This is a genomic window from Enterobacter sp. 6722112, assembly GCF_058661685.1.
In genome coordinates, this window is sequence record NZ_JBZWGR010000007.1 from 947,611 (window position 1) to 973,377 (window position 25,767).

Annotated in this window: 23 protein-coding genes; 13 read left to right on the top strand and 10 right to left on the bottom strand. The window is 59.2% G+C overall.

Annotation, left to right across the window (positions count from 1 at the left end):
* The first annotated feature begins 4 nt into the window (after positions 1-4).
* The 3 genes from AC4OVU_RS06015 (at position 5) to AC4OVU_RS06025 (ending at position 3,212) form a co-directional block, all read left to right on the top strand.
* The gene (locus AC4OVU_RS06015; RefSeq protein WP_110292341.1) at positions 5-1,030 is read left to right on the top strand and encodes a sugar phosphate isomerase/epimerase family protein; all 1,026 of its coding nucleotides are present in this window, start codon (positions 5-7) and stop codon (positions 1,028-1,030) included.
* Positions 1,023-2,165, top strand: a complete 1,143-nt coding sequence (locus AC4OVU_RS06020; RefSeq protein WP_110292342.1) for a Gfo/Idh/MocA family protein — start codon at positions 1,023-1,025, stop codon at positions 2,163-2,165. The genes AC4OVU_RS06015 and AC4OVU_RS06020 overlap by 8 nt, the downstream gene beginning before the upstream one ends.
* A 75-nt stretch (positions 2,166-2,240) precedes the next feature.
* Positions 2,241-3,212, top strand: coding sequence for a LacI family DNA-binding transcriptional regulator (locus AC4OVU_RS06025; RefSeq protein ID WP_015571213.1), 972 nt, complete (start codon positions 2,241-2,243; stop codon positions 3,210-3,212).
* On the opposite strand, the gene AC4OVU_RS06030 is transcribed toward AC4OVU_RS06025, so the two are convergent.
* Together AC4OVU_RS06030 and AC4OVU_RS06035 are read right to left on the bottom strand one after the other, a co-directional pair.
* Positions 3,213-4,457, bottom strand: a complete 1,245-nt coding sequence (locus AC4OVU_RS06030; protein WP_491928640.1) for a mechanosensitive ion channel family protein — start codon at positions 4,455-4,457, stop codon at positions 3,213-3,215.
* A gap of 67 nt (positions 4,458-4,524) precedes the next feature.
* Positions 4,525-5,961 carry an MFS transporter gene (locus AC4OVU_RS06035; protein ID WP_017382555.1) on the bottom strand — a complete coding sequence of 479 codons (1,437 nt, stop codon included), beginning with the start codon at positions 5,959-5,961 and terminating at the stop codon, positions 4,525-4,527.
* A 107-nt stretch (positions 5,962-6,068) separates the two neighbouring features.
* Between AC4OVU_RS06035 and AC4OVU_RS06040 the strand changes: the two genes are divergently transcribed.
* The 3 genes from AC4OVU_RS06040 to AC4OVU_RS06050 all read left to right on the top strand — a co-directional run bounded on the left by AC4OVU_RS06040 (position 6,069) and on the right by AC4OVU_RS06050 (position 7,675).
* Positions 6,069-6,938 carry a helix-turn-helix transcriptional regulator gene (locus tag AC4OVU_RS06040; protein ID WP_023296063.1) on the top strand — a complete coding sequence of 290 codons (870 nt, stop codon included), beginning with the start codon at positions 6,069-6,071 and terminating at the stop codon, positions 6,936-6,938.
* A 139-nt stretch (positions 6,939-7,077) separates the two neighbouring features.
* Complete coding sequence (locus AC4OVU_RS06045; RefSeq protein ID WP_017382553.1) at positions 7,078-7,407, top strand: type II toxin-antitoxin system RelE/ParE family toxin; 330 nt, start codon at positions 7,078-7,080, stop codon at positions 7,405-7,407.
* Positions 7,388-7,675, top strand: coding sequence for a helix-turn-helix domain-containing protein (locus AC4OVU_RS06050; protein ID WP_015571209.1), 288 nt, complete (start codon positions 7,388-7,390; stop codon positions 7,673-7,675). The genes AC4OVU_RS06045 and AC4OVU_RS06050 overlap by 20 nt, the downstream gene beginning before the upstream one ends.
* 36 nt (positions 7,676-7,711) lie before the next feature.
* Here AC4OVU_RS06050 and nfsB read toward each other — a convergent pair whose 3' ends face one another.
* The 3 genes from nfsB to AC4OVU_RS06065 form a co-directional block, all read right to left on the bottom strand.
* A complete protein-coding gene (gene nfsB, locus AC4OVU_RS06055) occupies positions 7,712-8,365 on the bottom strand; it encodes an oxygen-insensitive NAD(P)H nitroreductase (RefSeq protein ID WP_003858884.1) in 654 nt (217 codons plus the stop codon).
* Between the two features lie 120 nt (positions 8,366-8,485).
* Positions 8,486-8,854: an MmcQ/YjbR family DNA-binding protein gene (locus AC4OVU_RS06060; protein ID WP_003858883.1), complete on the bottom strand. Its 369-nt coding sequence runs from the start codon at positions 8,852-8,854 to the stop codon at positions 8,486-8,488.
* A complete protein-coding gene (locus tag AC4OVU_RS06065; RefSeq protein WP_003858882.1) occupies positions 8,844-9,434 on the bottom strand; it encodes a TetR/AcrR family transcriptional regulator in 591 nt (196 codons plus the stop codon). Before AC4OVU_RS06065 ends, AC4OVU_RS06060 begins: the two co-directional genes overlap by 11 nt.
* 191 nt (positions 9,435-9,625) lie before the next feature.
* On the opposite strand from AC4OVU_RS06065, the gene AC4OVU_RS06070 reads away from it, so the two are divergent.
* Both AC4OVU_RS06070 and AC4OVU_RS06075 read left to right on the top strand, forming a co-directional pair.
* Positions 9,626-10,729 (top strand): RomA family MBL fold metallo-hydrolase, encoded by a 1,104-nt coding sequence (locus AC4OVU_RS06070; RefSeq protein ID WP_017382551.1) that lies wholly within the window; start codon positions 9,626-9,628, stop codon positions 10,727-10,729.
* A 32-nt stretch (positions 10,730-10,761) separates the two neighbouring features.
* Positions 10,762-11,103, top strand: a complete 342-nt coding sequence (locus AC4OVU_RS06075) for a RamA family antibiotic efflux transcriptional regulator (RefSeq protein ID WP_032670430.1) — start codon at positions 10,762-10,764, stop codon at positions 11,101-11,103.
* 162 nt (positions 11,104-11,265) lie between these two features.
* Here AC4OVU_RS06075 and AC4OVU_RS06080 read toward each other — a convergent pair whose 3' ends face one another.
* On the bottom strand, positions 11,266-13,410 hold the full coding sequence (locus AC4OVU_RS06080; protein ID WP_491928641.1) for a TonB-dependent siderophore receptor: 2,145 nt from the start codon (positions 13,408-13,410) through the stop codon (positions 11,266-11,268).
* 123 nt (positions 13,411-13,533) lie between these two features.
* Between AC4OVU_RS06080 and AC4OVU_RS06085 the strand changes: the two genes are divergently transcribed.
* Positions 13,534-15,102, top strand: a complete 1,569-nt coding sequence (locus AC4OVU_RS06085) for an alpha/beta hydrolase-fold protein (protein WP_110292344.1) — start codon at positions 13,534-13,536, stop codon at positions 15,100-15,102.
* Here the strand turns inward: AC4OVU_RS06085 and AC4OVU_RS06090 are convergent.
* Positions 15,088-15,336, bottom strand: coding sequence for a DUF1158 domain-containing protein (locus AC4OVU_RS06090; protein WP_110292345.1), 249 nt, complete (start codon positions 15,334-15,336; stop codon positions 15,088-15,090). The genes AC4OVU_RS06085 and AC4OVU_RS06090 overlap by 15 nt on opposite strands.
* A 568-nt stretch (positions 15,337-15,904) precedes the next feature.
* Between AC4OVU_RS06090 and AC4OVU_RS06095 the strand changes: the two genes are divergently transcribed.
* The 3 genes from AC4OVU_RS06095 to AC4OVU_RS06105 all read left to right on the top strand — a co-directional run bounded on the left by AC4OVU_RS06095 (position 15,905) and on the right by AC4OVU_RS06105 (position 22,877).
* The gene (locus AC4OVU_RS06095) at positions 15,905-18,541 is read left to right on the top strand and encodes a cation-transporting P-type ATPase (protein ID WP_491438137.1); all 2,637 of its coding nucleotides are present in this window, start codon (positions 15,905-15,907) and stop codon (positions 18,539-18,541) included.
* Positions 18,542-18,647: 106 nt separating this feature from the next.
* A complete protein-coding gene (locus AC4OVU_RS06100; protein WP_491928642.1) occupies positions 18,648-19,712 on the top strand; it encodes an efflux RND transporter periplasmic adaptor subunit in 1,065 nt (354 codons plus the stop codon).
* 9 nt (positions 19,713-19,721) lie between these two features.
* Positions 19,722-22,877, top strand: a complete 3,156-nt coding sequence (locus AC4OVU_RS06105; protein ID WP_110292346.1) for an efflux RND transporter permease subunit — start codon at positions 19,722-19,724, stop codon at positions 22,875-22,877.
* Here the strand turns inward: AC4OVU_RS06105 and AC4OVU_RS06110 are convergent.
* Entirely contained in the window at positions 22,807-23,928 is a 1,122-nt protein-coding gene (locus tag AC4OVU_RS06110) for a YbdK family carboxylate-amine ligase (RefSeq protein WP_015571201.1), read from the bottom strand. The genes AC4OVU_RS06105 and AC4OVU_RS06110 overlap by 71 nt on opposite strands.
* 105 nt (positions 23,929-24,033) lie before the next feature.
* Here AC4OVU_RS06110 and AC4OVU_RS06115 point away from each other — a divergent pair, with 105 nt between their 5' ends.
* Positions 24,034-24,924, top strand: a complete 891-nt coding sequence (locus AC4OVU_RS06115; RefSeq protein ID WP_110292347.1) for an oxidoreductase — start codon at positions 24,034-24,036, stop codon at positions 24,922-24,924.
* A gap of 52 nt (positions 24,925-24,976) precedes the next feature.
* On the opposite strand, the gene AC4OVU_RS06120 is transcribed toward AC4OVU_RS06115, so the two are convergent.
* Positions 24,977-25,411, bottom strand: coding sequence for a hypothetical protein (locus tag AC4OVU_RS06120; protein WP_003858863.1), 435 nt, complete (start codon positions 25,409-25,411; stop codon positions 24,977-24,979).
* On the bottom strand, positions 25,408-25,764 hold the full coding sequence (locus AC4OVU_RS06125; protein ID WP_006809708.1) for a tlde1 domain-containing protein: 357 nt from the start codon (positions 25,762-25,764) through the stop codon (positions 25,408-25,410). Before AC4OVU_RS06125 ends, AC4OVU_RS06120 begins: the two co-directional genes overlap by 4 nt.
* Positions 25,765-25,767 lie beyond the last annotated feature (3 nt).

The window sequence follows — 25,767 nt, forward strand, 5'->3', positions numbered from 1 at the left end:
TGGTATGAGGACAATGAAAGGACCGGGCATTTTTCTGTCGCAGTTTATTGGCGGGGAAGCGCCCTTCAACACGCTCGACGGGCTGGCAGGATGGGCGGCGGGGAAGGGTTACAAAGCGGTGCAGATCCCCTGCAACCATCCGCATATCTTTGATGTGGAGAAAGCCGCAGAGAGTCAGGCCTACTGCGACGACATCACCGCCAGGCTGGCCGCGCATGGGCTGGTCATCAGCGAGCTGTCGACCCATCTGGAAGGGCAGCTTGTTGCGGTAAACCCGGTTTACAGCGAGGCGTTTGACCATTTCGCCCCTGCTTCCGTGCGCGGTAACGAGGCGGCGCTTCAGGCGTGGGCGACGGAAAAGCTGAAGCAGGCGGCGGTCGCCTCGGCCCGATTAGGCCTGAAAGCACACGCCACCTTCTCCGGATCGCTGGCCTGGCCGTTTTTCTACCCGTGGCCGCCGCACAACGAGCAGCGTTTTCAGGATGCATTCGGGGAGCTGGCAGCCCGCTGGCGGCCGATTCTGGATACCTTCGACGAGCAGGGCGTGGACGTCTGCTTTGAGCTGCATCCGGGGGAAGATCTGCACGACGGCGTCACCTTCGAGCGTTTTCTGGCGCTGGTCGATAACCATCCGCGCTGTAATATTCTCTACGATCCAAGCCATATGCTGCTCCAGCAGATGGACTATCTGACCTTTATTGATATCTACCATGCGCGCATTAAAGCGTTCCACGTGAAGGACGCCGAGTTCCGCCCCTGCGGGCGCAGCGGCGTCTACGGCGGCTACCAGCCGTGGATCAACCGCGCCGGACGCTTCCGCTCGCCCGGCGACGGACAGATCGACTTTAAGGGCATTTTCAGCAAGCTGACCCAGTACGACTACGACGGCTGGGCGGTGCTGGAGTGGGAATGCTGCCTGAAGGATGGCGATACCGGCGCGAGTGAGGGCAGTGAATTTATCCGCCGTCATATCATCCCGGTTTCCGGACGGGCGTTTGATGATTTCGCCGCAGGGGGCAGCCATGATTAACGTCGGGATTATCGGCAGCGGGTTTATTGGCCCGGCACATATCGAGGCGCTCAGGCGTCTCGGGTTTGTGCAGGTGGTCGCGCTCTGTGACGGCTCGCTCGTTAAGGCGCAGGAAAAGGCGCACCAGCTCAATGTGCCGCACGCCTGTGCCAGCGTGGAGGAACTGCTCGCGCTCCCTAATCTGCACGCGGTGCACAACTGCACGCCGAACCACCTGCACGCGGAGATTAACTGCCAGATCCTGCGTGCGGGCAAGCACGTGTTTTCCGAAAAGCCGCTGTGCATGACGCCGGACGAGGCGCGCGAGCTGGTGGCGCTGGCGGAGCAGGCAGGCGTGGTGCATGGCGTGAGTTTTGTCTATCGCCAGTTTGCGATGGTGCGCCAGGCGGCGAGCATGATGCGTACGGGCAGCCTCGGGCGGCTGTTTGCTTCGCACGGCAGCTATTTACAGGACTGGATGCTGCTGGAAACCGACTACAACTGGCGGGTGGATGCCGCGCTCGGTGGCGCGTCGCGGGCGGTGGCGGATATCGGCTCCCACTGGTGCGATACGGTACAGTATGTGACCGGCAGGCGTATTACCGGGGTGATGGCTGATTTATCCACCGTCTGGCCGACGCGCAAGGCCAGCGCGGGCGGTCATCAGACCTTCTCCCATGACGAGCAGGCGGAATATGAAGACAAACCGGTCACCACCGAAGACTTTGGCTCGGTGCTGTTCCGCTTTGACGACGGCAGCAAGGGCAGCTTTAGCGTCTCGCAGGTGAGCGCGGGGCGAAAAAATCGCCTGACCTTTGAAATTAACGGCAGCGAGCAGTCGGTGGCGTGGGATCAGGAAATCCCGCAGCAGCTGTGGGTCGGCCATCGCGCCAGGGCAAACCAGATACTCTGCGACGATCCGGGCCTGATGAACCGTGACGTGGCCGACAGCGCCCACTTCCCCGGCGGGCACATTGAAGGCTGGCCGGATGCCTTTAAAAATATGATGGCGCAGTTTTACCGTGCCGTGCAGGCGGGCGCGATGCCGGATAATCCGCAGTTTGCCACCTTCCACGATGGCGCCTGTGTGATGTATATCATTGATGCGATTATGAAAAGTCATCAGCAGCAGCGCTGGGTGCGCGTGGAATACTGACGCATTGCCCGGTTCGCCGGGCAATCAATTTATGGTAGCCTGCACAAAACGCTAACCGCAGGATGTATCGTCGCTATGTCAATTCAGAAAATCGCTCAACTGGCCGGGGTATCCGTGGCAACGGTCTCCCGCGTACTGAATAACAGCGATACCGTGAAGGCGAAAAACCGCGAGCGCGTTTTGCAGGCGATCCAGGAGAGTAACTATCAGCCCAATCTGCTGGCGCGTCAGCTGCGCACTGCCCGCAGCTATATGATCCTGGTGATGGTCTCGAACATCGCCAACCCGTTCTGCGCCGAAGTGGTGAAGGGCATTGAAGCCGAGGCAGAAAAGAACGGCTATCGCATTCTGCTGTGCAACTCCGGCTCGGATATTGAGCGCTCCCGCTCGGGCTTAAGCCTGCTCTCCGGCAAAATCGTCGACGGCATTATCACCATGGATGCGTTCTCGAAACTGCCGGAGCTGGCCGCGCTGATTGGCAACGCGCCGTGGGTGCAGTGCGCTGAATACGCCGATGCGGGCGCGGTCTCCTGCGTGGGGATTAATGATGTTGATGCCTCCCAGCACGTTGTCAGCCAGCTTGCCGACGGGGGACGCAAACGCATTGCGCTCATCAACCACGACCTCAGCTACAAATATGCCCGTCTGCGCGAGCGCGGCTATAAGAGCGTCATACACCTGCGGGATCTGGATTATCAGGCGGTGGAGTACGCCAGTGAGCTCAGCTCTGGTGCGGGCATGGCGGCGATGCAAAATCTGTTAAAAGCAAACCCGCCGGATGCGGTGTTTGCCGTTTCCGATACGCTGGCGGCGGGGGCGCTGCGCGCCATTCAGCAGGCAGGGCTGCGGGTGCCAGAAGATATCGCGGTGGTCGGCTTTGACGGCACTGAGCTGGCGGAGATGATTTCACTCACCACTATTGAACAGCCGTCGCGGGATATCGGGCGCAAGGCGGTCAATCTGCTGTTAAATAAGATCGACAACCCGGATGCGCCCACGGAAAGGGTCATGATGGACTGGCGCTTTATTTCCCGCGCCAGCTCCTGATTATCTGGCGATGACGCCAGCCAGCGAGCGAATATCGTTTCCGGTTGGCGACTGGTGAATACGCAGGCCAAATTCATCTACCACCGCGAAAATATGATCGAAGATGTCGGCCTGAATATCTTCGTATTCCGCCCAGATCACCGTGTTGGTAAAGGCATATATTTCAATCGGCAGCCCGTTGGCATCCGGCGCGAGCTGGCGCACCATCAGCGTCATATCTTTGCGAATGCGCGGGTGGTTACGCAGATATTCATTCAGGTAGGCACGGAAGGTGCCGATATTGGTCATCTTGCGCAGGTTTAATACCGATTCCCCTTCGCCGTTCTGCTGATTCCACAGGTTAATTTCCTCATGACGCGCCGCCAGATACGGCTTCAGCAGTTCCGCCTGAATCAGTTTCTGCTGCTCCTGCTCGTCGAGGAAATGAATGCTGGTGGTATCGATATTCAGGCTACGCTTGATGCGGCGACCACCGGAGGCGGACATGCCGCTCCAGTTGATGAACGCATCGGACACCAGCGCCCAGGTCGGGATGGTGGTGATGGTGTTATCGAAGTTGCGCACTTTAACGGTGGTCAGGCCGATGTCGGTCACCGTGCCGTTGGCGCCGTACTTCGGCATCTCCAGCCAGTCGCCGAGCTTGAGCATGTCGTTGGCGGAGAGCTGAATGCCCGCCACTAAGCCCAGTATCGGGTCTTTAAAGACCAGCATCAGAACGGCGGCCATCGCACCCAGGCCGCTTATCAGAATGGCGGGTGACTGACCGATCAGCAGGGAGATAATCAGTATCCCCACCAGAATGGCACTCACCAGCTTAACGCCCTGGAATATCCCCTTCAGCGGCAGCTGCGAGGCGGTAGCCATTTTCTGCGACAGATTGAAAATCACGTCCAGCAACGAGAAGAAGGAGAGCAGGGCATAAACCATCACCCACAATTTCGCGCAGGTGGTGAGTAATTCCGCCGCTTCGCTGCCTTTTTGCAGCCACAGAACCGCCTGAACGTTGACGATTATCCCCTGGAGGGTAAACGCCAGACGGTGAAATAATTTGTTCTGCGTAATGATCTGCAACCATAAATGGCTGCTGGCCTGGGCGCGTTTCTCGAATGCGCGCAGCACCACTTTGTGCAGAATAAAATGAACGATAATGGCCGTAAGAAAAATAATACCAAAGATAATCACTAAAGAGGTGGTGTGATTAATTTCAATCCCTAACTCTTCAACCTGAGCAATTAATTCCTGCATAACGTCTCCTGTATTGATGCAGCCCCATAATGGCGGCTGCGGATCTATTATGCAAATTCAGGCAGTTTTATTTTGTCGCCGGACAGGCCTTGACGACCGGTAAACACAGACGATGACGCATACGCAGCGTGACCAGCGCCAGCACCACCATCATGGCCGTTTCCACCATCAGGAAGACGTTGACCGCCTGGGTATAATCTCCGTGATGATTTTGCAGCCCGTGCAGCAAAATCGCGCCGAAAATGGCCGGGCCAAGCCCCAGCGCAGCCTGTTGCAGCGTGCTTAAAATCGCGCTCGCGGCCCCCGCGTCGTCAGGCTGAATATCGCGCATCCCGATACGGTAGAAGCTGTTTACAATCAGCGCCTGCCCGTAACCCACCAGCCCGGTGGCCGGGGCCAGCGTCAGCGCGGTATTCTGCATACCCCAGTGACGGAACGTGGCGATCAGCGCCACCAGACCGACAAGCTGAATCGCAAGCCCGGTCAGCAGGATGGCGCTGGTGCTGTAGCGGGCAATCAGGCGTGGGGCGAACCAGGCAGAAATAAAATAGGTGACGCCGAGCGCGATAAAGCTGTTCCCGGACTGCCACGGCGCCATCCCCAGACCGCTTTGCATGGTCAACGCCATACAGAACATGAACCCGGACCAGACGCTGAAAAAGAGTATCCCGATCAGCACGCCAAAGCGGATGCTGCGCAACTGCAACAGGCGCGGCGCGATAAGCGGGTGGGCATTCTCACGCTCTTTTTTGCGCGCGTTCAGCACCATCAAACAGGCCAGCGGCACAATCGCCAGCAGTGCAGCCTTCAGCGGCCACGACCAGTGCCACTGCGGGCCGAGCGCCATCGGGAACAGCAGACAGCACAGTATTGCCGTCAGCAGGACAGTCCCGGTCCAGTCAATGCGCGACGGCGTGTCGCGGCGGGTTTCCGGCACGTAGCGACGGCTCAGCGCCAGCACCACCAGACAAATCGGCACGTTGATAAAGAAGGCGTTGCGCCAGCCCAGCCCGGCAATGTCCGCCGACACCAGCCAGCCGCCACCCATCTGGCCGACGATAAACGCAATTCCGCCGATCCCCCCGAACAGGCTGATCGCTCTGGCGTGTGCCGTTCCTTTTAACGTCACATGCAACGTCGCGAGAATTTGCGGCATGATCAGCGCGGCGCCCGCGCCCTGAAGAATGCGCGCGCCAAGCAACTGTTCGATATTGCCCGCCATGCCGCACAGCAGCGAGGCCAGGCCAAAACACGCCACGCCCCACATAAACAGGCGACGGCGGCCAAGGTTATCGCCCAGCTTGCTGCCGGGGGCCAGGCAGACGGCAAAGGCCACGCCGTAGAGGGCGACGATCAGCTCCAGTTCGGTGGCGGTGGCGTGTAATGAATGGGTGATGGAATCCAGCGCCACGTTGGTGATTGAGGTATCAATCAGCGGCAGCATCTGGCCGGTTAACAGCAGTATCAGGCCCGCACGACCCGGTGAAACAACTGACGTATTCATGGTGACTCCATTGCGTCAAACAGCGTAGAGTCGTAGCATCAACCATCTGATAAACGGGTACCAGTTCTTGCTTATACTGGTACTGACACTACCATGCAGGAGATGTTATGACGCTGATGTCTGAACCTGTCACCTCTCTCCAGGATGACACCCGCAAGCAGCTGGGCGCGTTTTTGCGAGCCCGGCGCGAAAGCCTCGATCCGCAGCGCCTCGGCTTACCGCGCAGCGGCCGCCGCCGCACGCCGGGCCTGCGTCGGGAGGAGGTGGCGATGCTCGCGGATGTCGGCGTGACCTGGTACACCTGGCTGGAGCAGGGCCGGGACGTCAATCCGTCCAGCGCGGTGATGGCCGCCATCGCAAAAGCGCTGCAATGCACCCCGACCGAAGCCCGGCATCTTTTTGTGCTCGCCGGTTTGCCGCCGGGCGAAGCCCCGCAGGCGGTGTGCTGCGAGGGGATCAGCGAAGGCACGCGTCGCCTGCTGGATACCCTGATGCCGAAACCTGCCAGTATTCAGAAACCGAATTTCGATATCGTGGCGTGGAACGACAGCTTCGGCCACCTGATGGGCGTCGATTTCAACGCCATCCCGCCGGAAGATCGCAACTGTATTTACCTGTTCCTCACCCATCCGGCGTGGCGCGCGCGGCTCGGCAAACGTGACGACGTGCTGCCGATTTTCGTCTCCTACTTCCGCGCGGCCATGGCTGAGCACCGTGGCGACCCGCTCTGGGAAGCGAAGCTGGCGCGTTTTTTTGCGGTGTCCGAAGAGTTCAAAACCCTGTGGCACCAGCGTAACGACGTGCGCGGCGTGGAGAACCAGCTCAAGCTGTTCACCCATCCCGAGCTGGGGGATTTTCATCTCCAGCAGATGTACTGGTACTCCGCGCCGCGAAACGGATCGCGGCTGCTGGTCTATTTACCCGTGGATGAGGCAGGGGAGAGGGCGATGGCGTGGCTGGCGGAGCAGGGGAAATAAGTTTTTTGCGAGGGGCTTTCAGGGAATCAACGCGGATCCGGTCCTGCCTGGAATAAGCTGGTAAGGTGAATCACGAAAGGCAAAATTAGCCTTTAATGCAAATTGCCTTACATGCTAATATTATCAGGGATGAAATACAGTGTTCAGACTTATCGTTCATGCGGCAGTCAGGGAGGAGATCCTCTCATTGCCTGCGGGAGTACAGGCGAAGCTGATTCGCCAGCTTGATAAATTACGCAACAACCCGACAGTATTGCGTGAACCTGACAGCAAACCCTTACCCAATGGTTTGTTCGAAATCCGAACCGTCGGGCTGATCCATACTCGTGGGATCTACGTTTATCAGCGGGAAAGAACCATTTTTCTGCTGCGGGTGTTTATCAAGAAGACGCAAAAAACGCCCTCTGCTGAACTCCGTCTGGCACTGAAACGACAACAGGAGATGTTGGATGAGCAAAAAGATTATTGACTGGGACGAACTCAGAGCTGAACTGTTAAGCGATTCAGAAGTTCAGGCTTCCTTTGATGCAGAAGAGCGCAAGGAACGCCTGCGGGAGATGCTGGCGCAATGGCGCAATCATGCTGGTCTGACGCGCGCCCAGGTGGCGGAGCGGATGGGCGTCAGCGCACCGACGGTATCACGAATGGAAGCAAATATTACCCGGGCGAGTCTCGATACATTAACGCGTTATGCGCTGGTGTGCGGGGTAAAGCATCCGCAGATAACGCTTTACTGAAAACGGGCACGCCGATAGCCGGCGTGCCAGAAGCGCTTAGCATTCAGTCACAATCGTGCTCAGCGGCAGGCGAGATTTCGGCAGCGTGGCGTTGAAATCTTCCACGCTGTGATGCCCGACCGGGACCACCACCAGGCTGGTGAAGCCTTTCTCTTTCAGGCCAAACTCTTCGTCGAGGATCGCGGCGTCAAACCCTTCGATGGGTACCGCATCCAGGCCCATCGCGGCCACGCCCAGCAGGAAGTTGCCGACGTTCAGGTAAACCTGCTTCGCCATCCACTGGTCGTCATCTTTCAGATCCACGCGGTGCATGTCGGCAAAATAGCAGCGGCCTTTGTGGTTCGCGGCTTTTGCTTCTGGTGTGGCGAAACGGCCGTCAGCCTCTTCCTGATCGACAACGCGCTCAAGCCAGGCATCGTCCATCGCGGTTTTCGCGCAGAACACCACCACGTGAGAGGCATCCAGCATTTTGCGTTCGTTAAACACATAGGTGCCCGCCGCGGATTTTGCCACGCGCGCTTTACCCTCTTCAGTGCTGGCAACAATAAAGTGCCACGGCTGGGAGTTGGTGCTGGACGGGCTGTATTGCAGCAGCGTTTTGATTTTTTCCGCTTCTTCTGCGGTCAGTTTTTTGGCTGGGTCGAACGCCTTGGTAGAGTGGCGTTTCAGGGCGACAGAAATAATATCCATAACAACTCCTGGTGATGAAATTCGCCCGCGGGCGGGCGTGAAAGGAAAGCAGATTACCGCGCGAAGCGGGAAAAGATAAGTGCGATTCGAGCGCTTATTCTGTTCGTCTCAGACGAACAATCAGGCTGGCCGAATCCACTTCTGATCTTTTTTCGGCAGTTTATCAACGACCAGATTCCACGAATCCGTAATCAGGTCGGTGACCAGTTCAGGCGTGATGTCGTCCGTGCCATAAAGTGAGATCCAGTGTTTTTTATTCAGATGGTAACCGGGCTCCACGCCACGGTAGATCTGCTGATTGAGCAGCGATTTTTCCGGATCGGATTTCAGGCTGACGTGGGCCCGACCGTGTGCGGTCGCCATCAGCATAAAAATTTTCCCGCCCACCTTAAACACGTCATACTCCGGGCCAAACGGCCAGCAATGTTCGGTAAAAGGCATCTCCAGCGCGACGCGTCTGGCATGTTCCTGCAAGGATTTACTGTCCATGGTTATCTTCCTCAGCAAGCCCGCGCCACATGGCTTCAAAGCCCAGCGCTTTAAAATCGACGGCACGGGACGGATCGCGGGCGGCAAACTCCATGGTGGTTTCAGCCAGCGATAAGAACATTGCATCACCGAAGGTTTTAAACTCGTCAGACATAAACACCGGGCGGATCGAACGACGACACAGTTCATGCAGTTCCGGGAACATGTCTTTCACCGCCTGCTCGGTTTCGGCGTTCAGCTTTTCACTGACGCCAATCTGGCGGATAGCCGCATGCGCCAGGGGGTTACGAATGCCCCAGTCTACATAGCTGTTCCAGATATTGCGGGTATGCTCTTTTGGCTCGGTGATGGTGCGATCGAGATTCGCCAGCATGGTCTGGCAGAGATCCTGCTTCAGATGCAGGTAGAGGGCATTCAGCAGATCGTCTTTGGTAGCAAAGTAGCGAAACAGTGTCCCTTCAGCGACGCCCGCATTACGGGCAATTAACGCCGTTGAGGCGGCAATACCTGACTGCGCAAACGCAGCCGTTGCTGCTTCCAGTAAGGCCTGTTTTTTATCTTCACTCTTCGGACGTGCCACTAAATTTTTCCTCCCGTCAATTGTAAAAGCCCTGATTGAAACACGAGCCTTGATACGCTGCAACGCGGAATGTCAAAGAACGAAAACCTTCTTGACGGCGTAATCATCCTATCTATAATGAGTGCTTACTCACTCATAATCAAGTGTCACCCGCGCAAACCATCGGATGGGGCGCGTAGGCGGGTCAGGAAATGAAAAAGCCTCTATTCATCTGCGTGGTGTTAGTCATGATTATTGCTTCAGCTGCCAGTTTACCGTTTGTACTGAATGCCGGATTTGGCCAGCCACCGCAGGGTGCGCAGCTCTCTGAAGTGGAAGCCTCTCCGCACTATCGCGACGGGCAATTCCATAACACGCTCCCTACGCCGGGCTTTACCGGGCAACAAAATATGCTGGTGGCGTGGTGGCAGTTCCTTACCCGTAAAACCGAAAACGCCCGTCCTGCGCAGCCGCTGCCGCTGGTGAAAACCGATCTGGCGAGCCTGTCGCCTGAACAGGACACGCTGGTGTGGCTCGGCCACTCCTCTTGGTATATGCAGCTGGCGGGGAAACGCATCCTGATCGATCCGGTTCTGAGTAGCTACGCCGCACCGTTCTCCTTCCTCAATAAAGCGTTTGCGGGGGAGTACCCGTGGCGTGCGGAGAGCATGCCGGAGATCGACCTGCTGATTATCTCCCACGATCACTATGACCATCTGGATTACGCCACCATCAAGGCGCTGCTGCCGAAGGTTAAGCGCGTGGTCACCCCGCTGGGCGTGGGGTCGCATCTGCGCTACTGGGGGATGAACCCTGAGATTATCGACGAGCGGGACTGGAACCAGTCGGTGCATATCAGCGATACGCTGACGGTGCACGTTCTGCCGGCGCGCCATTTTTCCGGGCGCGGCATTAAGCGTAACCAGACCCTGTGGGGCAGCTTTATGTTTGTCACCCCAGAGCGAAAGGTCTACTACAGCGGAGACTCCGGTTACGGCCCGCACTTCAAAGCGATTGGCGAGCAGTTTGGCGGAGTTGACTTAGCCATCATGGAAAACGGCCAGTACGACCAGGACTGGAAGTACATCCATATGCACCCGGCAGAAACGGCGCAGGCCTCGGCAGATCTCAATGCCAAAGCGGTCGTACCGGGACATAACGGGCGTTTTGTGCTGGCGAAACATACCTGGAACGATCCACTGATCCAGCTGGCGAAAGCCAGTAAGGATAAAAACTACCGGCTGCTGACGCCGGAGCTGGGCGAGCCCGTGCGGGTGAGTGATACCACGCAACAATTTCGCGAGTGGTGGGAATAATGTTTAAGCGAGAAGCAGAGGGGGAGAGCAGTATGACGATTTCCGCTCAGGTCATTGATACGATTGTCGAATGGATTGATGACAATCTACACCAGCCGTTACGCATCGAAGAGATTGCCCGCCATGCGGGTTACTCAAAATGGCATTTACAGCGGCTGTTTATGCAGTACAAAGGCGAAAGTCTGGGGCGCTACATCCGCGAACGCAAGCTGCTGATGGCGGCGCGCGATCTGCGTGAGTCAGACGAGCGCGTGTACGATATCTGCCTGCGCTACGGGTTTGACTCGCAGCAGACGTTTACCCGCATCTTTACCCGCACCTTCAACCAGCCGCCCGGGGCGTATCGCAAAGAGAATCACCGCCAGACACATTGAAATTGACGACATCCAGGCCGGGTAAGGCGTAGCCGCCACCCGGCTTTTTTGTGTGCACGGTGCCTTTAAGTTGCCCGGTGGCGCTGCGCTTACCGGGCCTACAACACATCGTATAGCGCGGACATCCAGGCCGGGTAAGGCATAGCCGCCACCCGGCTTTAACTACCAGCTGTGATTCACCGTCGCCGTCACCGTCCGGCCAATCCCGTAGAAGCACGCCGTATCGCTTGCGCATGACGCCACATACTTCGTGTCTGCCACGTTATTGACGTTGAACTGCACGCTTGCCCCTTTCAGGCTGCGGTTCATCTCGCCCAGATCGTAGCGCAGCATCGCGTCATACAGATCCACCGATGGCACCTTGAAGGTGTTCTTCGCATCGCCGTAGCTGGTGCCGATGTAGCGCATCCCCACGCCAGCGGTCAGGCTCTTCAGCGCTCCGCCCGGAACGGTATAGCTGGCGAACGCCGATGCCATATGCGCTGGAATGCGCGCAGGCGTTTTGCCTTCAGTTCCCGCCACCGTGGTGCTTTCGGTTTTTGCATCGGTGTAAGTGTAGGAGCCAATCAGGTTGATGTTATCCATCAGCGTGGCGTGGATTTCCGCTTCAGCGCCTTTCGAACGCACCTTGCCCGCATTTTCGAACCAGCCTTCAGCGCTGTTATAGGTCGCTACGTTGTCCTGAGTCAAATCGTACAGCGCCAGGGTCATCAGCGTGGTGTCGACCGGCTGATATTTCAGACCAATCTCGGTCTGCTCCCCGGTAGTGGGCCTGAATGGCGCGACGCCCGGCGCACGGTTGGTTTGCAGGTTCGGTTCAAACGAGGTGCTGTAGCTGATGTACGGCGACAGGCCAGAATCAAACGCGTACAGCAGGCCAGTGCGCCAGGTAAATTTGTTGTCGTTCTGCTGGGTTAAGCTGTTGTCGGTGAAGTCGCTGGTACGCACTTCGCTCCAGTCGTAGCGCCCGGAAACCAGCCACTCCCAGTTGTTCCAGCTCATCTGATCCTGAAGATACAGGCCCATCTGGTCGAGATTTTGCTGCTCGTCGGTGGCCGTTTTGAAGGTACTTTCATCCACGTTCACGCCGTAAACCGGGTTTGTCCAGTCGAGGTCATACTGTGAGCCGCTCCCGCGCGCCAGCAGCTGTTTATCCTTACTGGTCTTGTAATCAAACCCGCCGAGCAGGGTGTGGTTGACGCTTCCGGTCTCCAGTAGATATTCCAGCTGGTTATCAAGGCCAAATTCGTTGGTCGTGCGCTCTTCACGCTGGGCGCGACGGGTCAACACCGTGCTGTTGGCCGCGCTGTTGGCGTAAACCAGATAACGATATTTCTGCTTGATGGTGGCGTAACGGGCGTTCTGGCGGAAGGTGAGGTTGTCGGCGAACTGGTGTTCCAGCTCGTAGCCAATCATCGTCTGCTCGCGCCAGGATTGATTGTAATTCGGATCGCTGACGTTAAAGTCGCGCGGGATGTACTTCCCGTCGGCACTTTTCACCGTGCCATACGCGGGCAGGAAGTTGCGGTATCCGGCATCCGGATCTTTCTGGTAGCTGGTCAGCAGCGTAAAGCGGGTCTGATCGTTCGGGTACCAGGTGATCGCCGGGGCGATCGCCATCCGCGTCTCTTTATAATCGTCCACCTGATTATGCTGCGTACGGGCGATACCGTTCACGCGATACAGCACGCGGCCGTCGTCGCTCAGCTTGCCGCCGAAATCAAACGCACCTTCGGCGAGATCGTTATTGCCGGTGCGGAACTGCACGTTGTGAATGGCCTCCGCCGTCGGGCGCTTGCTGGTCATACTGATTAACCCGCCCGGATTCACCTGTCCAAACAGCACCGACGCCGGGCCGCGCACCAGCTCCACGCGCTCCAGCAGCCACGGGTCAACTGTGCCCGTCTGTGAGGAAGCCGTTGCGCCAAAGCTTAAGCCGTCGAGGAATTTCGGCACGTAGCTAAAGCCGCGCACAAACACCTCGTCGTTACGGTTAGACGAGCCCCGGTACTCGGTAAACACGCCCGCCGAGTAGCGCAGCGCCTGCGAAACGGAGGTGACGTCCTGCATGTTCATCTGATCGCGGGTGATCACCGATACCGACTGCGGCGTCTTCACGATCTCCGCGCTGGTCTTGGTGGCGGAGAGCGTTTTCGTCGCCACAATGCCTTTTACGGGCGCAGTGGGCTCTTCAGTAACGCCCTGCGTCACCGTAATCGTTTCTTCTTTCGTTTCTGCCTGAGCCGCGACGCTGGTCGTCGCCAGACTCAGCAGCCAGAGCTGCATTATCTTATTATTTTTAAACATTTTTATTGAACGTCCTTGGTTGCTATCGCCATAAAAACACCGGTAAAACGCCGTTGATGATATTGCAAATTATTACCATTTGCATTAGCGTTGTTAACAAATTTCGTTGGGGAACAAGCGGTAATGAAGAGGGTATGGAGTGGGTTGCTGTTGGGGATCGGCGCGCTGCCCGCCGTGGCGGCAACGTGCGAGCAGTCGTCCCGGCAGGGCGATGTTCAGGGAAAGTTTGATGCCAGCGGCGAAGTCTGCTTCTCCCTGCCCGAGCTGGATGAAAATTACGTTTCCGCCACGCTGCATGGCGTGACGGATGCGCGCCTGCTGGATGGGCAAAACCGTCGCATCCGCACGCTGATCGAAAACGGTCCTGCGGACGGGGAACACACGCTGCTGTTTGCCCTGCCGGTGAAACAGAACACCTCGCTGGTGCTACACGGCGAAGCTGGCAAGCCGTGGCGTTTTCAGTGGCGGATGAAAGAGACCTCTCCGTTACCACGCGTGCAGATGCTGGCGCCAGAAAGCCCGACGCTGAAGGCGCTGGCAAACGTCATTTCTGCCGGTGGAAGTACCGAGGCGTTCTGGCAGGCGCGGCGTCGACAGGGAACGCCGATGGTGGAGCCGGTAGATGCGAGCCATAAGCGGGTGACCTTTCTGTGGCGCGGCGCGCGGGATAACGTCTTCATTCTCGGCTCTCCGGCGGGGGATCACGATCCGCTGTTCCGTCTGGGCAACAGCGACGTCTGGTTCCGCAGCTACGTGGTCCCCGCTGATACGGTGATGCAGTACAAGCTCGCCCCCGATGTGCCGATCGTTGAAGGCTCTGCCCGCGATCAACGCCGCGCCATCCTGGTAAGCGCGCAGGCCGATCCGCTTAACCCGAATAGCTTTGGGGAGCAGAAGACCGATCGCTGGAATCGCTATTCTCTGCTCGATCTCAGCCCGGCGCGCTACTGCTCCGTTCGGGCTACGGCACAGCCGCTGTTACACGGGACGTTGAGCCGCCAGAGGCTGAGCAGCAACATCCTCGGCAATGCCCGCGACGTGATGATCTACCAACCGCGCGGCGCACAGCCTGCACGCTGGACGCTCATCCTTTTCGACGGACAGGTTTATCAGGACGAATACCATTTTGCCAACGTGCTGGACGGTCTGATTGCCCGACATCACCTGCCTCCGATTAACGTGGTGTTTATCGACAGCCTCGATCACGCCCGTCGCGGCAACGAGCTGCCGCCGAACCCGGATTTTGCTGACTTTATGGCGCACGAGCTGCTGCCGTGGCTGCGGGGGAAGGGCATCGGCTTGCAGCGGCAGAAAACCGTACTGGCAGGATCAAGCTACGGGGGAATTGCCTCTTCATGGGTGGCGCTGCGCTATCCGCGCCTGTTTGGCAACGTGCTGAGCCTTTCCGGTTCATACTGGTGGGCGCCGGAAGGTGACGCTCCCGGCTGGCTGACGCGTCAATACCAACAGTCTCCACCGTATCCGGTGCGCTTCTGGTTACAGGCCGGGAAGTTTGAAACCACGGGGCCGGGCGGCGGCATCTATCGCACCACGCAGGATTTTGAACAGGTGCTGAGGAAAAAAGGCTATCGCGTCAGCTTCCACCCCTCATCCAGCGGCCACGACTACGCGGCCTGGTGTGAAGCGCTGATCCACGGGATGCGCGATCTCACTGGCTTACGACGCCAGTGAAAACCAGCGGCGCCAGATGAAACGCAGGATAAAGAATTCGATGGCGCCGAGCACCAAAAACCACAGACAGAACAGAATGGTGTACAGCTGATTCAGATCGACCATATGAAAGGTCTGAACCAGCTTCTGCGCCAGCACCAGACCCAGCGACGGCGCGGGTAACAGCAGGCAGGAGAGCAGGGCCATCAGCAAAATGCCCCCTGCGGTGAGCAGCGATTCTAACGGGTCTTTCATCGTAATGTTAATCGTCAGTTAAAAATGTCATTGTCCGGCATCCTGAAACGTAAAGCAATATCATCCCCGCTGGCAAAATTGGGTAAAAGGCCACCGTTATTCTGCGAATTAATAACTGAAAATAGATAATATTTTCGGGGCGATTAAATTAATATCGCGTTATGTAAATAAACGTCTTTCTCACGAAAATAATTTTACAAAGCTATAGGTGCTATATCCAATTAACGTCGCAATAACAATGGCTGCGACAATGTATAACGCCAGACGCCGTCCGCGATAAATACCAAACATGCTTCCTCCTCGTTTAGTGTTGGTTTAGAAATATTTTGTAAAAATCAACGCGTCGAAATAATTTTAATCAGTTTTGAATAACCGGGTAGTCAATATATTGCGGTAGATCAATTTAACCCGCAAGACTTAAAAATGAATTATTTAAAGCCAGAAAGGAATTCCGGCTTCCGTCCACCGGATATTGAAGGAAAAATACCATGACCAAAAAAAATTTCTCGCAGAATATGCCACCCGCAGGCGGGCAGGCGGGCAGGCGTACCAGCAGACCGTAGAGCAGGTGCTTGCTCAGGCGCAGAGCCAGGCTAATGGCCTGGACCGTGCCGAGGCGCAGGCGCGTTTACAGAAGCATGGCCCGAACGCGCTGCCGGAGAAAAAAGGCAAGCCGGGCTGGCTGCGTTTTCTCGCGCATTTTAACGATGTCCTGATTTACGTCCTGCTGGCAGCCGCCGTATTAACGGCAGTAATGGGACACTGGGTTGATACGCTGGTTATTCTGGGCGTGGCGGTAATCAATGCCTTAATTGGCCACATTCAGGAAAGTAACGCGGAAAAATCCCTGAAGAGTATTCGCAATATGCTCTCCAGCGAGGCGCGCGTTATTCGTAACGGCAACCATGAAACTATCCCGACGACGGAAATCGTCCCGGGCGATATTATTGTGTTGCGCGCAGGAGATCGTATACCGGCGGATATGCGCTTAATCGAAGCGCATAATTTACGCGTGGAAGAGGCAATTCTGACCGGTGAATCCACCGTGGTGGATAAACACACGAGCCCGCTGAACGGCGAATTACCGCTGGGCGACCGCACGAACCTGGTCTTTTCCGGTACGACGGTCAGCGCGGGCGGCGGCGTGGGCGTGGTCATTGCCACGGGCCAGGAGACCGAACTCGGCCACATCAACCAGATGATGGCGGGCATTGAAAAACACCGCACCCCGCTGCTGGTGCAGATGGACAAGCTGGGCAAAGCGATCTTCGCCATCATTCTGGCGATGATGGCCGCGCTGTTTGTCTTCAGCCTGGTGTTCCGCGAGATCCCGATGGGCGAGTTGCTGCTCTCCCTGATTAGCCTGGCGGTAGCCTCCGTGCCGGAAGGTCTGCCGGCGATTATCTCCATTATCCTCTCCCTGGGCGTGCAGGCGATGGCGCGCAAGCGGGCGATTATCCGCAAGCTGCCGACGGTTGAAACCCTGGGCGCGATGACCGTGGTCTGCTCGGATAAAACCGGCACCCTGACCATGAACGAGATGACGGTGAAAGCCATCATCACCGCCGACACCTGCTATCGCGTGGACGGCAACAGCTACGAGCCGGTGGGCAACATCTACCTCGAAGGCAGCGACGAGCCGGTGCAGATCCAGCCGGGCACTGTGCTGGAGCAGTACCTGCGCACCATCGACCTGTGTAACGACAGCCAGCTGATTCAGGACGAGCGTGGCCTGTGGGGCATCACCGGCGGGCCAACCGAGGGCGCGCTGAAGGTGCTGGCGGCCAAGGCCCACCTCGAGCCGGTCGTGACCACGCTGGTTAACAAGATCCCGTTCGACTCTCAGTACAAGTACATGAGCACCCACTACCAGATTGGCAGTGAGGAGCAGATTTTGATTACCGGCGCGCCGGACGTGATTTTCGCCCTGTGTGAGCAGCAGCAGACCCGCAACGGTGCGCAAGCCTTTGACCGCGCGTACTGGGAAACGGAGATGGAGCGCTATGCGCGTCAGGGGCTGCGCATGGTCGCCGCGGCGTTCAAGCCAGCGAACGGCGAGCAGGCATTAACTCACGACGACCTGAGCCACGGTCTGATCTTCCTCGGCATTGCCGGGATGATGGATCCGCCGCGTCCGGAAGCGATTGAGGCGATTAACGCCTGCCAGCAGGCGGGGATCCGCGTGAAGATGATCACCGGGGATCACCCACAGACGGCGATGAGCATCGGCCAGATGCTGGGGATCACCAACAGCGAGCAGGCGGTTACCGGCTACCAGCTGGAGAAGATGGACGACGCCGAGCTGGCGGAAGCGGCGGTGAAGTATGACATCTTCGCCCGTACCAGCCCGGAGCATAAGCTGCGCCTGGTGAAAGCGTTGCAGGACAAAGGCGAAATCGTCGGCATGACCGGTGACGGCGTGAACGATGCCCCGGCGCTGCGCCAGGCGGACGTGGGTATCGCGATGGGCATCAAAGGCACGGAAGTGACCAAAGAGGCGGCGGACATGGTCCTGACGGACGATAACTTCGCCACCATCGCCAGCGCGGTAAAAGAGGGGCGTCGCGTTTACGACAACCTGAAGAAGACCATTCTGTTCATCATGCCGACCAACCTGGCGCAGGGGCTATTGATTGTGATTGCGCTGCTGGCGGGGAACATCATTCCGCTGACGCCAGTGCTGATCCTGTGGATGAACATGGCGACCTCCGCCACGCTCTCCTTCGGCCTGGCCTTCGAGGCCGCCGAGCGCAACATTATGCGCCGCCCGCCGCGTCAGACCGGGCAGCACGTGATGGACGCCTACGCCGTCTGGCGCGTGGCCTTCGTCGGCACCATGATTGCCATCGCCGCCTTTGCGCTGGAAGCCTGGCTGGCCCCGCGCGGCCACAGCGCGGAGTTCATCCGCACCGTGCTGTTGCAGATGCTGGTCTGCGCCCAGTGGGTATACATGATTAACTGCCGCAACACCGACGGGTTCTCCCTGAACCGCGGCCTGCTGGCGAACAAAGGGATCTGGCTGGTAACGGGCGTACTGTTCCTGCTCCAGGCGGCGATTATCTACCTGCCGTTTATGCAGATGCTGTTCGGCACCGAAGCGCTGCCGCTGCGCTACTGGTTCGTGACGCTGGCGGTGGCGGGCGTGATGTTCTTCGTCGTCGAAATCGAGAAGCGACTGACCCGCAGGTTCCGTAAGGCTGCATAACCTTTTGCCCTCACCCTAACCCTCTCCCACAGTGAGAGGGAACTCTGACCTCCCTCTCCCTGTGGGAGAAGGCCGGGGTGAGGGAAAACAACGCCGAGGTACTCCCATGAAATTCCCACTCCTGTTCGCGCTCCTCGCCTGCACCCTGCCACCCGCATTCGCCGCGGCCATTCCCGTGCGTGTCGCCACCGTGGAGCAGACCGCCCACGCCGCCGAGCGTCAGATCCCGGGTCGCATTGAAGCTATCCACACCGTTGAACTGCGCGCCCGCACGGAAGGCGTCATCACCAGAATCCACTTCCGCGACGGGCAGTACGTGAAAAAAGGCGACGTGTTGTTCGAACTGGACGACGCCGAGCCGCGCGCCGCCCTGCGTCTGGCGCAGGCCGAAGTGAGAAGCGCCGAAGCCACGCTGCGTCAGGCGCAGCAGCAGCTGTCACGCTTCGAAAGCCTGGGCAGCAGCAACGCCATCAGCCGCCACGACGTGGACAACGCCCGCATGCAGCGCGACGTAGCGAGCGCCGCGCTGGAGCAGGCGAAAGCCCGGCTCGACACCCGCAGCGTCACCCTCAACTACACGCGCATTACCTCACCGATTGACGGGCGCGTGGGGCACAGCAACTTTCACGTCGGCAGCCTGGTGAATCCTGCCAGCGGTGTGCTGGTGGAGGTGGTGCAGCTCGATCCCATCCGCATTGCCTTTGCGCTGGAAGAGGGCACGTTTGCCACTAAAGCCGGACAGCATGCGGATATCAGCGCCATGAAGCAGGCCTGGCAGGCGCTGATTGACAGCAACGGCCAGCGCATCAGCGGGGAACTCACCTCCGTGGACAACCGCATCGACCCGGGCACCGCCAGCGTGATGCTGCGCGCCGAGTTCGCCAACCCGCGCCATCAGCTGCTGCCCGGCGGCAACGTGAACGTCTACCTGCGTCCGTCAAGTGAGCAACCAGTGCTGACTCTGCCCGCCGCTGCCGTACAGCAGAATGGCCGCGGGTTCTTCGCATGGGTGGTTAACGCCGAGGATAAAGCCGAAATGCGTCCGCTGAAGGTCGCCGGACAGATCGGCCAGCAGTTCCAGATTGCCTCCGGCCTGAAGCCCGGTGAGCGAGCGATTACTGACGGTGCGCAGCGCGTGCAGCCAGGCGTTGCCGTCCAGATACTGAATTAAGGAGCCATCATGCTGACGTTTTTCATCAAACGCCCGCGCTTTGCGATGGTGATTGCGCTGGTCATCACCCTGCTGGGGGCCATCGCGCTGAGGATTATTCCGGTGGAGCAGTACCCGCAGATCACCCCGCCGGTCGTGAATGTGTCAGCGTCATGGCCGGGCGCCAGCTCGGCTGACGTGGCGGAGGCCATCGCCACGCCGCTGGAAACCCAGCTGAACGGGGTGGATCATATGCTCTATATGGAGTCCACCAGTTCGGACGAGGGTAGCTATAGCCTGAACATTACCTTTGCGGCAGGCACCGACCCGGATCTCGCCGCCATCGACGTGCAGAACCGCGTGGCGCAGGCCGTGGCGCAGCTGCCGACCGAGGCACAGCAAAACGGCGTGCAGGTGCGCAAGCGCGCCACCAACCTGATGATGGGGGTAAGCCTTTACTCACCGAACAACACCCACACGCCGCTGTTCGTCAGCAACTACGCCAGCACCCAGGTGCGCGAGGCGCTGTCGCGTCTGCCGGGCGTCGGGCAGGTACAGATGTTTGGCGCACGGGACTACAGCATGCGCATCTGGCTGCGTCCGGACCGCATGAACGCCCTGAACGTGACCAGCGATGACGTGGCGCAGGCGCTGCGCGAGCAGAACGTGCAGGGGGCGGCAGGCCAGGTCGGCACGCCGCCGGTGTTTAACGGCCAGCAGCAGACCCTGACCATTAACGGGCTGGGGCGCTTAAATCAGGCCGACGACTTTGCCAACATCATTATCCGCGCCGGGGATATGGGGCAACTGGTGCGCCTGAAGGACGTCGCCACCATCGAGCTTGGCTCGCGCAGCTACAGCTCTGGCGCGCAGCTGAACGGGCACGACTCTGCCTACCTCGGCATCTACCCGACGCCGTCCGCTAACGCCCTGCGCGTGGCCGATGCGGTGCGCGCGGAGCTGGAACGGTTATCCACGCGCTTCCCGGACGATCTGGTCTATGAAGTCAAATTCGACACCACCTCGTTTGTGGCCGCCACCATCAAAGAGATTGGCGTCTCGCTGGCGCTGACGATGCTGGCGGTGGTGGTCGTGGTGTCCCTGTTCCTGCAAAGCTGGCGCGCGACGCTGATTGTTGCCCTTGCCATTCCGGTGTCGCTGGTGGGCACCTTCGCGGTGCTCTATACGCTCGGCTACTCCGCCAATACGCTGAGCCTGTTCGCCATCATTCTGGCGCTGACCATGGTGGTGGATGACGCCATCGTAGTGGTGGAGAGCGTCGAAACGCTGATGGCGGAAGGGCAGAGCCGGACGGCGGCGACCGCGCTGGCGCTGCGCCAGATTGCCGGGCCAGTGATTGCCACCACGCTGGTGCTGCTGGCGGTGTTTGTGCCGGTGGCGCTCCTGCCGGGGATTGTCGGCGAGCTGTACCGCCAGTTCGCGGTGACGCTCTCGACTGCCGTCACGCTCTCAAGCCTGGTGGCGTTGACTCTTACGCCCGCCCTGTGCGCGCTGTTGCTGCGCCCGCGACCGGAGAAACCTGCGGCACTCTATCGCGCCTTTAACCACGGGCTGGACGCCACGCGCGGTTTCTACACCCGCATCGTGAACGTTTTAAACCTGCGCCCGTGGCTGGCGCTGCTGGCCACCGCAGGCGCGGCGGCGGTGGTGGTATTCAGCTTTATGTCGATGCCAAAAGGCTTCCTGCCCCAGGAAGACCAGGGCTACTTCTTCGCCAGCGTCCAGCTGCCGGAGGCAGCCTCGCTGGAGCGCACCGAAGCGGTGATGACCACCGCGCGCGAGCTGATCGCTAACAACCCGGCGGTAGAAGACGTGATTCAGGTCTCCGGGTTTAACATCCTCAACGGCACCAGCGCATCGAACGGCGGGTTTATCTCCATCATGCTCAAAGACTGGAGCGAGCGTCCGCCGCTGGATGAGGTGATGGGCGCCTTGCAGCGGCAACTGCTGGCCCTGCCGGAAGCCACCATCATGACCTTTGCGCCGCCGACGCTGCCGGGGCTGGGCAACGCCTCCGGCTTCGACCTGCGCATTCAGGCGCAGGCGGGGCAAAGCCCGGCGGAGCTGGAGCGCGTGACGCGTGAGGTGCTGGCGAAAGCCAACCAGAACCCGCAGCTGAGCCGCGTGTTCACCACCTGGAGCAGCAACGTGCCGCAGATGACGCTCACCGTTGACCGCGAGCGCGCGGCCCGCCTCGACGTGCCGGTGTCACGCATCTTCAGCAGCCTGCAAACCGCCTTTGGCGGCACGCGCGCCGGGGATTTCAGCGTCAACAACCGCGTCTACCACGTAGTGATGCAGAACGAGATGCAGTGGCGCGAGCGCGCGGAGCAAATCAGCGAGCTGTTCGTGCGCAGCAACAGCGGCGAGCGGGTGCGTCTGAGCAACCTCATCACCATCACGCCGACCGTCGGCGCGCCATTTATACAGCAGTACAACCAGTTCCCGTCGGTATCGGTGAGCGGCTCGGCAGCGGAAGGGGTGAGCAGCAGCACCGCAATGGCGGCGATGGGCGAGATTCTGGCGGAAAACCTGCCAGCCGGGTACGACTACGCCTGGAGCGGCATGTCGTATCAGGAGCAGCAGACCGGCAATCAGGCGATATGGATCGTGCTGGCGGCGGTGGTGATGGCGTGGCTGTTCCTCGTCGCCCAGTACGAGAGCTGGACGCTGCCGGCGAGCGTGATGCTCTCGGTGCTGTTCGCCATCGGCGGGGCGCTGGTCTGGCTGTGGCTGGCGGGCTACGCCAACGACGTGTATGTGCAGATAGGTCTGGTGCTACTGATAGCCCTCGCCGCCAAGAACGCAATTCTTATCGTGGAGTTTGCCCGCGCCCGGCGCATGGATGGAATGGCGATTGTCGATGCCGCACGGGAGGGGGCATCGCGCCGCTTCCGCGCGGTAATGATGACCGCCGTGTCGTTCATTATCGGCGTCCTGCCGATGATGCTGGCGACCGGGGCGGGTGCCCAGAGCCGCCGCATCATCGGCACTACGGTGTTCAGCGGCATGCTGGTGGCGACCGTGGTGGGGATAGTGTTCATCCCGGCGCTGTTCGTGCTGTTCCAGCGCCTGCGCGAGTGGGGCCACGGCCTTACGGACTCGTCGCCCACAGCTCACAGTGCTTCTGCACCAGAGAAATCAGCGAGCCGCCATCGGCGATAAAGTCCCGCATGCGCTGCGCCTCGCTCTTGCCCTGCTTTAACAGCAGGGCAATCTCATTGATTGCGCTTGTCGCGCCGAGCTTCTCGGCCGACGGCGCAACCTGCTCGAGCAGCCAGGCGATATCTTCCGCCACGGTTTTGTGCTCGCCGGTATGTACGTCCGTCAGAATGCCTTCCAGCCCGTAGCGACAGGCCTGAAAACGGTTAAAGCGATAGAGCAGAAAATCCCGTTCCTGATGCTTATACGGCCGCGCGGTCAGCAGCCAGTGCGACGTCGCCTGAATAAGCCCGGCGATGTTAATGGCGTGGCTGAGCGTCAGCGGCGTATCCATCACCCGCACCTCGACGGTGCCGAAGTGCGGGCTGGGGCGGATGTCCCAGTGCAGATCCTTAATGCTGTCGATCATGCTGGTGGAGCTCAGGCGGCGGAACAGCCCCTCGAACTCCTGCCAGCTGTTGACCCACGGCATCTGACCGTTATCCGGGAAGCCCGAGAAGATGTTGAGACGCGATGAGGCGAACTTCGTGTCCGTGCCCTGCATATACGGTGATGCGGCGGCCAGGGCGATAAAGTGCGGCACAAAGCGCGACAGGCCGTGCAGCAGGTAAATGGCGTCGTCCCCGGTCCGACAGCCGACGTGTACGTGCTGGCCGAACACCGTCGCCTGCAAAATCAGATAGCCAAAGCGCTCCAGCGTGACGTTATAGCGCTCGTCGTCGCACACTTCCTGCCGCTGCCATTTCTGGAACGGATGCGTCCCACCGCCGCAGATCTGGATATGCTGATCTTCCGCCGCGCGCAGGATGCTCTGCTGCATCACTGAAAACTGCGCCGCTGCCTGGTCGATGGTCTGGCACACGCCGGTGGCGATTTCGAGCATGCTTTCGGTGATGTCGTGTTTGACTTCCCCCCCTTTGATGTCGTCTTTGACGGCGGCGATGAGGGCAGAGGAGTCCTGGCTCAGATCGTAACCCGGCGGGTTAACCACCTGGAGTTCGAGCTCAATGCCGAGGGTATAAGGTTCAGAGGATTTGAAGTCGGGTAAAGGCATGGCGCACTCCGTTGTCTGTTATGAGTTGAGTATAGACAATGGGCGTGGCGCGCTCTTTTCAGGGTGGTATAACTGATAGCAGGCTTAGCAAAAGGGGAGTGATCCATGTCTGACTATCCAACCATTGCGCTGACAGGACCCGGTGCGATTGGGACCACCATCGCCGCGGTGCTGCATGAAGCGGGCCGCACGCCGCTGCTGTGTGGGCGCACCGCGCATCCGGAACTGCGCCTGCGTCATGATGAGGGTGAAATTGTGGTGCCCGGTCCGGTACTCACCGATCCCAGCGTCATTACGCGCCCCGTTGACCTTGTTTTTTTTGCGGTCAAAACGACGCAAAATGCCGACAGCGCCGGGTGGCTGCGCGCTCTGTGCGATGAAAACACCGTGGTCTGCGCGCTGCAAAACGGCGTGGAGCAGAAAGCCCAGCTTGCGCCTTTGGTCAATGGCGCAACGGTGCTGCCCTCGGTGGTCTGGTTCCCTGCCCAGCGCGAGCCGGATGCCTCCGTCTGGCTGCGCGCCAAACCGCGCCTTACGCTGCCGGACGTGCCGCAGGCGCAGCGGGTGGTGGAGGCGCTTCGCGGCACGCGCTGTGACGTTGAACTCTCGGCTGATTTCCCCACCGTCGCCTGGCGCAAGCTGCTGCAAAACGCGGTCGCCGGGCTGATGGTGCTGGCCAATCGCCGCGCCGGGATGTTCAGGCGCGAGGATATCAGCGAACTGGCGCTGGCCTACCTGCGCGAGGGGCTGGCCGTCGCCCGCGCCGAGGGGGCGAAGCTGGCCGATGACGTGGCGCAGGAGATTCTGGCGAACTTTCAGCGCGCGCCAGTGGATTTGGGCACGTCGATCCTCGCCGACCGTCAGGCGGATTGCCCGATGGAGTGGGACATCCGCAACGGTGTGATCCAGCGCTATGGCCGCAGGCACGGGATTGCGGTGCCCGTCAGCGATGTGGTGGTGCCGCTTCTGGCGGCGGGGAGCGAGGGGCCGGGGTGAGCCAGGGTCTGGCGAGAAGGAAGACCCGGCCGTTGTGCGCCGGGTAACTCTCTTACTTACCCTGACGGGCTTTCTCAGCGTTTAGCTCTTCCATTGTTGCTTCCAGGATCCAGAGGCACTGAGCACCCTCAACCGTATCCAGCAGCGCCCGGCGGGTGCGCTGATAGAACGCGTCGACTTCGGCGGGGGATTTCTCTAGAGGCGGCGTGCAGACGATATCGCTGCCAACCATGTGCGGCCACTTTCCCGCGTCAATGGTCTGGAGCGCTTTCAGTGTGGCGCTGGTGTTTGTTGTGAGCGCTGCGGCCAAAGCATCCTCCAGCAGTTGCGCCTGCCTGACGTCAGCCGTGGCAGCCAGCGTTGGGGCTTGCTCAATCCAGTGTGTGTCACCTGAGGCGATTCCATGAAGTGCTGATGGCCAGTCAGTGCTGGCTGCAATGGCTGGGACAGTGAGCGCACAAAGCAGCAGGACGATTGGGTATTTCATCGCACAACCTCAAGCTCACCGCCGTCACGAAGGATTTTACGTCGCGTTGACAGTGAGAGAATAATGCACCCCTCCGAAGCAAATCCGGCTGGACCGTACTTATGGTCACCATGAATGCGGAACTCTGAACGACCAAAACTCTCTCCCGAAGTTTGCTCAAGGATAATGGTAATGGGTCCTTTAGAATTCGAATGTCCCGCAATTTTATATGTTCCGCGCGGCAATGGACCCAGACCCTTCACATGCTGACGGTCCGGATTATTTTTATTGGTAAGGGCACCGGAATATCCTGTCTCAATTAATTTGCCGTCTTTATACATCTTGCCAGTTGATTGCTCATACTTCCATCCCATAAC